Below are 10316 nucleotides of genomic sequence, written 5' to 3'. Positions count from 1 at the left end.
CCAACCGTGCACTCCTGGCGCAGTTGTTGGCCACCAACGGGTTCGGGAGGAATCTTCCGGCTATCGCCGAAACCGAAGCCGAATACCAGAGCATGTGGGCGAACAACTCGGCGGCGATGACTCGCTACCAGGCGGCCTCGGCACAAGCCAGCACGCTGCCGCAGTTCTCCTCGCCATCCTCGACTACCAATCCTGTGGGGACGGCCAAGCAGTCCAGCGCGGTGTCTGCGGCGACCACTTCGTCGTCGCCCACGGTCTCGGCGGCCACTCCCGCTCCGGCCGTGGCCCCTGGCTTCGACCCCAGCGTTGGCATTGTTGGAGAAGTGAACACGTATATCAACCAGTTCGTCTCGTCCGGCTTTCCGATCAACATGCTCAGCTATCTGGCGCAGAGCCAGTCGGCCCAAGCCCTGTCCGGTGTGAACGCACAGATTGGCCAGGGTGTATCGGAGGGTGAGTCGGCGCTCGGCGGGGGAGCAGGGGGTGCGTTAGGTGGGTTAGGTCGGGCTGGGCTGGGTGCGTTGGGCCCGGGTGCGTTAGGTGCCGCTGGACTCGGTCAAGCGTCCACGACGGCGGCGACCGGCGTCGGCGTGTCGATTGGCAAGCTGACCGCGCCGCCTGCCGTGGTGGGATTGCTGCCCGGTCAGCAAGTGCCGGTGCAACTCGCCTCGGCCGCATCGCCGCTCTCCGCGGGCGAATCCGGACTTCCCATGCTGCCGCCGCTCATGCCGCCGCCGATTTCGCCAGGCAGTGGTTGGCGCAAGCGCAAGGAGCAAAAGTACGAAGATATTGCGATCGGTGCCGAGCTCAAGGGGAAGGTGGTCGATCCACCGCCATCGGCGGGATGAGCAATCCGGCGCAGCGACTCAGGAGTTGTTCGGGGGTGCTTTCAGAAAGCCAAGGCCGTTCTTGATTCCTTGGTCCAGCTGGTCCTTGACAGGGGCTTTGCCGTCCGGAGCCGCGGCTGGCGATGTGCAGGTGCAGCCGAGGGTGCCGAACGGGCTGGGATCCGCGCTGGCCGGTGCTGCCACCCCCGCCGCAGCAGCGAGCGCAATCGCGGCGCCGAACAATGCTTTTTTGATCACTAAGGGTTCTCCATAACAGTAGTCAGGCCAGTATACGGGCGTCAGGCCCCTTGATGCCGCGGGCAGAACGCAGCGATGCTCACTCCGACGAAGAAACCCGCGTGGTAGCCGTCCAAACTACTTTGTTGCATCACGTCATTCGCGACGTCGCTCGAGGCCCGACCGCTGTCGAGTTCATCGCAGACCTCGTGAGCGGCGACGATCGCTGCCTGCGGGTTCGCGAAGGTGATGCCTCTAGAACCCAGCGCGTTTATGAAGTTGCCGTCGACCGCGTCGGCATGCGCGGTCGGGACTACCAGGCCCACGGCGCTGAACAGCGCAACCGCCAGGACGAGGCCGGCCAACAGTGATCGCGCAGCGATGGGCGAGCGCAATTGGGTGGTCGTCATTCCTGAACCTCTCCGCTACGGGGAAGCAAGACTGTTACGGATGGCAAGCCAAGCCGCTGACATTGCGATCATTGCATGCCTGGCCAGACTGGCGAAACTCTTGGTCCGCCCAAACCCCGCGATCCCCGCTCGTTAACCGAACGGACACGCCCCGGGCGTTCAACGTTGGCAGGCCGGGCACCAGTACGCCACCCGCTCGCCGCTGTCGCCATAGTCGATGCGTGTGCCGCAGCGACGGCAACTCTGCCCGGCTCGCCCATAGACCCACAATTGCCGGCCGGCCCGGGTGTCGCCGGTGGTGCACCGGTTCCAGCGGTGGCGGTTGGCCCACAGCATGTCGCGGGCGCGGGACACCAGCCGATGCGGGTCGCCGACCGCACTTACCGGCGCGGTAGGCAGACGTCCGCTGACGAAACACAGTTCGTTGCAGTAGACATTGCCGATCCCGGCCAGCACCCGCTGGTCCAGCAGCGCCTCGGCGATCGGTCGATCTGGGCGCGCCGTCAGGTTGGTCGCGGCGAGCTGTGGGTCCCAGTCGGCCCCCAGCAGATCGGGTCCCAGGTGTGCGACCGCGTCGCCGTCGTGGGCGCGGTCGAGGATTTCCAGCACGCCCAGGTCGATGCCGACGGCGTGGATATCGCCGGCTGCCAAGATGATCCGAATCCGGTGATCGTTGCGCACCGCCCGGGAAGTCACCCGCCAGCTGCCATCCATCTTCAGATGCGAGTGGATGCTGGCAGGTCCGACGCGGATGAACAAATGCTTCCCGCGGCTGTACACCTCGTCGACAACCTGACCGGTCAGGTCAGCGGTCGCAAAGCGTGGTACCCGAACATCGCATCGCGTCAGTGTCCGACCGGCCAGTGCCTGCCGCAGTGTTTCTGCGGTGTGCCAGACCGTGTCACCCTCGGGCATGCGTTATCGCAGCCGCAGTCCGCGTGGAGTGCGGGCGAACCCGGCGTCGGACAGCGCGCTCACGGCCGGCGCGGAGACGTCGAGGCCCAGTACCGCGGCGCCGTTGATCCTTTCAACCAGGATCGAACTGACCCGCCCGGCCGTTACCAGCTCGGCCAGCGCCACGCCGGCCGCGCGGTTGACCTCAGGATCGTCGCGGAAGCTCAGCAGCGAACGCCCGCCGCGCTCGACAAACCAGACCAGGTCGCCGTTGACCAGCACCACGAGCGCTCCGGCTTTGCGCCCCGGCCGGGCGCCGCCGTCTTCCTCCGGCGCGCGGGACGGCCAGGGGAGCGCGGCGCCGTACGGGTTGGCCGGGTCGGCGGCGGCTAATACCAGCGCCCGGTATTCGGGTCGCGTCGGATCTTCGAAAGAGCCGGGCTCATCGAGGTAGCCGCGCAGCCTGTCAACCGTCGATGCCACCGCGAACTGGGCACCGCCCAGCGATTCGACGAAATAGCCGCGCTGGCATCGGCCGGCCTCCTCGAAGGTGCTCAGCACCTTGTAGAGCATCGCGAATCCGCCCGGCAGCCCTTCGGCCGCCACCGCGCCCCTGGTCAGCACGCCATGGCGGCTCAGCAGCAGCTCGGCTTGGTGGTGTGCTCGCAGCGTTGAATCCGGCTCGGGCATGGGCAAGGCTGACCAACGGCCGGCCACCGTGGGGTCGCTGGGGCGGGACTGGGCGTGCGCAACGCTGTAGCGGCTCAGACGAGGCGGGCGTGCTCCGCGACCCAACCGATGCGCCGGGGCCGACCGTCTGCGGCTACCCGGCCCGCCGCCGAGCATCGCACGGACGGGCGCGAACGTGTCGCCGGTGACCAGACCGGCCCAGATGAGTTCCCACAGGGCCGCTTTGAGCGCTTGCTCGCCGATTTGACCATCTGTAAGGCCTTGCGCGAGCTGGCGGAAGAAGAAGGCCCCGCCGCCGGCCAGCGTGTCCTGGATGGCCCGGTGGGCATCGCTCAGCTCGATGGTGGCGGGGGCACGTACGGTCAATGCGGCCGTTTCAGCCGGGTGAAACGCGACCCAGCCGTCGCCGGCCGAGATGGATCCGGCACCCGACCAGACCACCTCGCCGGACGCCAGTAGCTCGTCGAGCATGGCGGGAGAGTAGTCGCGTACCCGCGGGGGCAGCACGAGCGACTCGATCGCCGAGGCGGGCAGCGGGACGCCGGCCAGCTGATCGATGACAGCCGCCAGCCCCCCGAGGCCGGTGTTGCTGGAATGCTCAGCCGAGCCGACCTGATGCCAGCCCGGCAGGAAACGTGCGTAGGCGCTGATGCTGACCGGCTCGACTTGCGCCCGCAGCGCCGCCAGCGATCTGCGGCGAAGGATCCGCAAGACGTCGGCATCACACCACTGGTCACCGACCGCCGCTGCGGAGAACTCACCGCGCACCAGCCGCCCGTCGGCGCCCAGCCGGCCCAGCACGTCGGCCGCGACCCGCAGTCCCAGTCCGAAGCGGGCGGCAACGTCGGCGGTGGTGAACGGCGCGTGGGTGCGTGCATACCGGCCCAGCAGCTCGCCCAGCGGATCGGTGGCTTCTTCGGTGAAGCTGGCCGGCACGCCGACCGGCACCGCCACCCCGACGCCGTCGCGCAGTCGGCCGATGTCTTCGATCGCGACCCACCAGCTCTGTCCGGCAAATGAAACCGTCAACACGCGTTTGGCGGCGCACAGACCTTCCAGCCAGCCACCGACGTCGGCGCCACCGGCGCGGGCGGCGACTTCCTCGGTGGTCAACGGGCCGAGCAGCCGCAACAGGTCGGCGACCGATTCGGCGTCACGGGCCGCTCGGTCGGCGGTCAGATGTTGCAGCTGGCGGCCGGTCGCGCCGATGACGTCCGGGTCGAGCAGCTCGCGCAGCTCGACGCGGCCGAGCAGCTCGGCCAGGAGTGTGGCATCCAGCGACAGGGCCGCCGCCCGGCGCTCGGCCAGCGGGCTGTCGCCCTCGTACATGAACGCCCCGACATAGCCGAACAGCAGCGACGCCGCGAACGGCGACGGCGTGGCGGTCTCGGTCTCCAGCACGCGCACCTTGCGTTGCGCGATGTCGGCCATCAACTCCGTCAGCGTCGGCACGTCGTAGACGTCCTGCAGGCATTCGCGGACCGCCTCCAGCACGATCGGGAAGTCCGGATATTTGCGGGCCACATCGAGAAGCTGCGCGGCGCGTTGGCGTTGGTGCCAGAGCGGTGATCGACGGCCGGGATGTCGCCGCGGTAGCAGCAGGGCGCGGGCCGCGCACTCCCTAAATCGGGATGCGAACAGCGCCGAACCACCCACCTCTGCGGTGACGACCGGGTCGATCTCGTCGGCGTCGAAGACGAATAGTTCAGCACCCGGCGGCTTATCGGCAGCGTCGGGCCCGGACTCGGAGAATGTGTCCGGCAACCGCACCACGATGCCGTTGTCCGAGGCGGTCGGTTTCTCGTCGATGCCGTAACGGTCGCGTAGTCGCCTGCTCACCGCCAGTGCGAGCGGGCCGTGCACCCGTAGTCCATAGGGCGAGTGCAGGATCACCCGCCAGTCGCCCAGCTCGTCGCGGAACCGTTCGACCAGCAAGGTGGCGTCGGTGGGTACCACTGTCGTGGCGGTGCGTTGGTCGTCCAGTAGCCGCCAAAGGTTGTCGGTGGCGTATTCGTTTAAACCTAAATCAGCACAGCGCTTTTCGAATGAGTCGCGCGCCAGGTCGGCCAGCTCGCCGGTGAACTTGCCGACTGCCCGGCCGAATTCGGCGGGGCGCCCGGTGTCGTCGCCGCGCCAGAACGGCAACCTGGCCGGTTGGCCGGGTGCCGGGATCACCAACACGCGGTCGTGCGTGATTTCGGTGATCCGCCAGCTGGTGGCTCCCAACGAGATGACATCGCCCGGGCGGGACTCGTAGACCATCTCCTCATCGAGTTCTCCTACACGAGAGGGCTTTTCGGAATCCGTCGCCAGGTAGACGGTGAACAAGCCGCGGTCCGGGATCGCGCCGCCTGAGGTGACCGCCAGCCGCTGCGCACCCGGCCGTGCCGTCACGGTGCCGGTATCGCGGTCGTAGACCAGCCGCGGCCGCAGCTCGGCGAACTCGGTCGACGGGTATTTGCCGGAAAGCAGATCCAGAGTGGCCTCAAATGCGCTGTGCGGCAGTGTCGCGAACGGCGCGCTGCGTCGTACGGTGTCGAACCAGCGGTCGACGTCGAGCGGTTCTAGCGCCGCCGCGGCAACGGTGTGCTGGGCGAGGATGTCGAGCGGATTGGCGGGCACCCGCATCGTCTCGATCTGACCGTTGCGCATGCGCTGCACGGCGACCGCGCAGCCGATCAGGTCGGTGCGATGTTTGGGGAACAGCACCCCTTGAGAGATCTCGCCGACCTGGTGTCCGGCGCGCCCGATGCGCTGCAGACCGCTGGCCACCGACGGCGGTGCCTCCACCTGGATCACCAGGTCGACGGCTCCCATGTCGATGCCCAGCTCCAGACTCGAGGTCGCCACCACCGCCTTCAGTCGCCCGGTTTTGAGGTCCTCCTCGACGGCGGCACGCTGCTCCTTGCTGACCGAGCCGTGATGGGCGCGGGCCAGTACCGGCGGGGCGCCGTAGGTCTGACCGCTGCCCAACAGCTGGGCCGGGGCGCCGCCGGCAACCAGCGGGTTGATGGCGGACGGCAGAGCGCGATTGCCCGAACGTTCGGCGTGAATCTCGTTGAGCCGAGAGGTCAATCGCTCAGCCAGTCGCCGTGAGTTGGCGAACACGATCGTCGAGTTGTGCGTTTCGACGAGGTCGACCAGACGCGCCTCGACATCGGGCCAGATGGTGTTGTCCACCAGGTTGGCCATATCCGGGACCGGCACCTGCACGGTCAGCTCGAAAGTCTTGGCCGCCGCGGGGGCGACGATGGTGGTGGGTGATGCGCCCGACAAGAACCGGGCAACCTCCTCGGCCGGACGGACGGTCGCCGACAAACCGATGCGCTGCGCGGGTGCTGTCAACATGTCGTCGAGCCGTTCCAGCGACAGTGCCAGGTGAGCGCCCCGCTTGGTGCCGGCGATGGCGTGGATCTCGTCGACGATCACGGTTTCCACAGCGGCCAGGGTCTGGCGCGCCGCGGAGGTCAGCATCAAAAACAGCGACTCGGGCGTGGTGATCAACACGTCGGGAGGCGTGGCGATCAGCTGTCGACGGCGTGCCGGTGGGGTGTCGCCGGATCGCACGCCGACAGTGATCTCCGGCGGGGGTAAACCCCGCCGTTCGGCGATCCGGGTCATTCCCGCCAGCGGGGTTCGTAGGTTGCGCTCGACATCGACGGCCAGCGCCTTCAGCGGTGACACATACAACACCCGTGCGCCGGGCGCCCGCTCGTCGCCCGGTGCGCCGGCCGAGCTGGCGAGTCGGTCTATCGCCCACAGAAACGCCGCCAGTGTCTTGCCCGAGCCGGTCGGCGCGATGACCAGCGTGTTATGGCCGTCGGCGATCGCCGCCCAGGCGTCGGCTTGGGCCGCGGTCGGTGCGGCGAAGGTTCCGGCGAACCAGTCGCGGGTGACGGCGCTGAACCGGGCGAGTGGATCAGCGGGCGCGGTGGTCACCTAGCCAATGGTGCCAGCGGGCGCTGACAAACTGGTCAAACACCGACGGCCGGGCGTCAACGCCCGTCGGGCCCGACCGCCTTAGCCAGTTGTTCGGGAATCCCGTTGACCCGGGTTATCGCGTCCAGCAGCGCGTGAGCGCAGGTTTCGCTCAGGTGATCGGCGTCGGTTTCGGGGTGGATGATCCGCTGCCGGCACACCTCGAAAGTCAACGCCAGCCAGGCGTGGATGACGATGCGCAGGTCGCGTTCCACGGCCGGAGAGAGCTCGGCACCCGGGCCGTCGACCTCCATGATGCGGTTCATGATGTGTTTCATCTGACGATCTTTGGCCTCGTCATCGATGCCGAGTAACACCGGATCGGAGCGGCCGAGGCCCACGTATGCGGCCCAGGCCGCGTGCGGGTGCTCCTGGTGATACTGCATGTAGGCAAGGACGCCGTCCCGAGTCTCTTCGAAGAGGTTCTGGCCTGGTGACGGCAGGGCGTTGGTGGTCTCGAACAGCTGGTCGGCCTGTCCCTTGACGACGGCGGCGAAGAACGCCCTCTTGTCCGGAAAGTAGTGATACATCAACGCCCGGGACACGCCGGCCCGCTCGGCGATCTCGTCGATTCGGACCTCATCGTAGGGTCGTTTGCCGAAGACTTCCGCGCCTAACGCCAGCAACTCGGCGCGGCGGTCGTCCGGAGATAACCGGCGACGGGGCGTTCGCATAGACCAGATGGTACTTGTCGATCCTTTGCGCTGGCCGGCTACGGCCAGGAAGGCCCTGCAAATGCTGATTGCCTACGCATCCGTCAATAAACGGCTCTGACACAGTGGACTTCGCGAACCCCGCACGGCCCGCCTACCAGCACGTTCGTTAGCTCAGCGACTTAGCGGGCGACCCGGCTGCGTGTTTCCCGGCGAGTACTTGGGCAACGAACGGACCATGGTCGCCGGGGTCGCTCAAAAAGGCCGAGGGGCAATAGAATCGCTGACCAATGGACGCCAAAAGCGATAGCACTTCCCCCAGGTTGAGTCATCGAGTCGGCGGCCTGGTCGACACCTTCGAAACGATCATCTACGCGATCGCCTTCCTGCTGCTGGTGTCGGCCGCGGTTCTGGTGGTGATCGGTGGTGTGGAGGCGGTCGTGCAGGCCGCGACCCACAAGGTCAACACGCTGCAGGGCGGTGTGCTTGTCCTCGACCGGGTGTTGATGGTTCTGATCGTCGCGGAGATCGCCGCTACGCTCCGGGCGGTCCTGCTCTATCACGAAATCGCCGCCGAACCCTTCCTCTTTATCGGCTTGATTGCCTGCGTGCGACGGATCCTGATCGTGACAGCTGCAACCGAGCAGGTGCATTCGGACAAGGAGCTCAACCGCCTGCTGCTCGAGTTGGGTGCGTTGGGGCTGCTGGTAATAGGTATTGCCGCGGCGATCTTCATGATTCGGTACAGCGCCCGACGCGCCGCGCCGACGGACCACGACGACTGACGGGTGCGCGGCTGTCGTCTCAGCCGAAGTGCACACCCTGGGCCAGCGGCAGCTCGCTGGAGTAGTTGACGGTGTTGGTGGCCCGGCGCATATACGCCCTCCACGCATCCGACCCCGACTCTCGGCCGCCGCCGGTCTGCTTCTCGCCGCCGAACGCGCCGCCGATCTCGGCGCCCGAGGTGCCGATGTTGACATTGGCGATGCCGCAGTCGGAGCCGTCGATGAAGCATTCCGCCTCGCGCATATCGGTGGTGAAGATTGCCGACGAAAGGCCTTGGGGTACAGCGTTGTTCAGTGCGATGGCGTCGTCGAGGTCGTCGTAGAGCAATGCGTAGAGGATCGGCGCGAACGTCTCGGTGTGCACGATGTCGGTCTGCGACGGCATCCGTACCACCGCCGGCGCGACGTAGTAGGCGCTCGGGTGGCCCATATCGCGGCGCTCACCGCCGAGCACCTCGCCGCCGTCTGCGCGTGCCTGTTCCAAAGCGCCCACCATGTCGCGATAGGCCGTCTCGTGGATGAGCGGTCCGACCAGCGTGCCCTCGGCCGACGGATCACCGATCGGCAGCTGCCGATAGGCGGCGGCGATGCGCCCCACCACATCGTCGGCCACCGAGCGATGGACGATCAGCCGGCGCAGTGTGGTGCAGCGTTGACCGGCGGTGCCGGCGGCGGCGAACACGATGGCGCGCACCGCCAGATCCAGGTCGGCGGATGGCGTGACGATGGCGGCGTTATTGCCGCCCAGTTCCAGCAGCGATCGGCCGAACCGCCGCGCGACCCGCGGTCCGACCTGCTGGCCCATCCGCACCGAGCCGGTCGCGGACACCAGTGCGACCCGCTCGTCGTCCACTAGCTGCTCACCGACCTCACGGCCACCGGTGATCAGGGCGCAAACATCAGCCGACACGCAGGCGTCACTGGCGGCCCGGTCAATCAGCGCCTGACAGGCCAGCGCCGTCAGCGGGGTCAGCTCGGACGGCTTCCACACCACGGTGTCCCCGCAGACCAGCGCCACCGCGGTGTTCCAGGCCCACACCGCGACCGGAAAGTTGAACGCGGTGATCACCCCGGCCACGCCGAGCGGATGCCACGTCTCCATCAGCCGATGCCCGGGCCGCTCGGAGGCGATCGTGCGCCCGTAGAGCTGACGGGACAGGCCGACGGCGAACTGGCAGACGTCGATCATCTCCTGCACTTCTCCCAGCGCCTCAGAGGCGATCTTGCCCGCCTCGATCGTCACCAGGGTGGCGAGGTCGTGCTTGTGCTGGCTGAGCAGCTCGCCCAGCCGGCCAACCAGTGCACCGCGTACCGGAGCGGGAGTGGCTCGCCAGGTGGAAAACGCTTGCGCGGCATCGGCGATGTGGCGCTCGACCTGCGCGGGCGTGGTCTGCTCGAGGGTAAACAGGACGTCGCCGGTGACCGGTGTGCTCGCCGGCAGGCCGTGCTCGCCGGGCCCACCGAGAGCTCTAAGGGTTACATCGCAGCCGACTGCGTCCAGCGCGCGGCGTGCGCGGGTGCGCAACTCGTCAGTGGTGGTCACGCAAGTGCCTCCTTGCAAAGCGATTCGTAGAGCAGGTACGGGTCGTGAATATGGCGGTCGATCGCTCCGGCCATCCAATCCAGGCTGTATGCGGAGTCGTCGGCGATTGCGGTGGTCGCTATGGTCTCGGTGTCGCGGTCCAGATTAGACCGAAAGATTCCGGCCGCTGAGGCCGGCAGAAAGTCTTCGTAGACAACGGGTTTGGATGGGTCGCCGCCGCGGTAGTAGGCCAGCCCCGCAGCGGCCATCTCGTCGTTGGTCGACGGAAAGTACTGGCCCCAGACTTCGGCGGGATCGTC

The 10316-nt window shown here is 67.4% G+C and carries 9 protein-coding genes; 2 read left to right on the top strand and 7 right to left on the bottom strand.

All coding sequences use genetic code 11. The features are described 5' to 3' along the window. The coding region (locus VNW74_RS02595) for a PPE domain-containing protein (protein WP_325675049.1) at positions 1–848 on the top strand (848 nt) is incomplete at its 5' end. A gap of 18 nt (positions 849–866) precedes the next feature. Here VNW74_RS02595 and VNW74_RS02590 read toward each other — a convergent pair. The 5 genes from VNW74_RS02590 to VNW74_RS02570 form a co-directional block, all read right to left on the bottom strand. After that, positions 867–1085: a hypothetical protein gene (locus VNW74_RS02590; protein ID WP_325675048.1), complete on the bottom strand. Its 219-nt coding sequence runs from the start codon at positions 1083–1085 to the stop codon at positions 867–869. Positions 1086–1126: 41 nt separating this feature from the next. Then, entirely contained in the window at positions 1127–1474 is a 348-nt protein-coding gene (locus VNW74_RS02585) for a DUF732 domain-containing protein (protein ID WP_325675047.1), read from the bottom strand. A gap of 159 nt (positions 1475–1633) precedes the next feature. Beyond that, entirely contained in the window at positions 1634–2389 is a 756-nt protein-coding gene (nei2, locus tag VNW74_RS02580; protein ID WP_325675046.1) for an endonuclease VIII Nei2, read from the bottom strand. A 3-nt stretch (positions 2390–2392) separates the two neighbouring features. Further along, complete coding sequence (locus tag VNW74_RS02575) at positions 2393–6997, bottom strand: ATP-dependent helicase (RefSeq protein ID WP_325675045.1); 4605 nt, start codon at positions 6995–6997, stop codon at positions 2393–2395. A 56-nt stretch (positions 6998–7053) separates the two neighbouring features. Next, a complete protein-coding gene (locus VNW74_RS02570) occupies positions 7054–7710 on the bottom strand; it encodes a TetR/AcrR family transcriptional regulator (RefSeq protein WP_325675044.1) in 657 nt (218 codons plus the stop codon). A gap of 269 nt (positions 7711–7979) precedes the next feature. On the opposite strand from VNW74_RS02570, the gene VNW74_RS02565 reads away from it, so the two are divergent. Further along, positions 7980–8474 carry a phosphate-starvation-inducible PsiE family protein gene (locus VNW74_RS02565; protein ID WP_325675043.1) on the top strand — a complete coding sequence of 165 codons (495 nt, stop codon included), beginning with the start codon at positions 7980–7982 and terminating at the stop codon, positions 8472–8474. 19 nt (positions 8475–8493) lie between these two features. Here VNW74_RS02565 and VNW74_RS02560 read toward each other — a convergent pair whose 3' ends face one another. Continuing rightward, on the bottom strand, positions 8494–10017 hold the full coding sequence (locus VNW74_RS02560) for an aldehyde dehydrogenase family protein (RefSeq protein WP_414686582.1): 1524 nt from the start codon (positions 10015–10017) through the stop codon (positions 8494–8496). Next, the coding region (locus VNW74_RS02555) for a 2-oxoadipate dioxygenase/decarboxylase family protein (protein ID WP_325675042.1) at positions 10014–10316 on the bottom strand (303 nt) is incomplete at its 5' end. The genes VNW74_RS02555 and VNW74_RS02560, both read right to left, overlap by 4 nt.

The organism is Mycobacterium sp., assembly GCF_035570115.1.
Classification (GTDB): domain Bacteria; phylum Actinomycetota; class Actinomycetes; order Mycobacteriales; family Mycobacteriaceae; genus Mycobacterium.
This window is presented reverse-complemented; position numbering and strand designations above follow the sequence as displayed.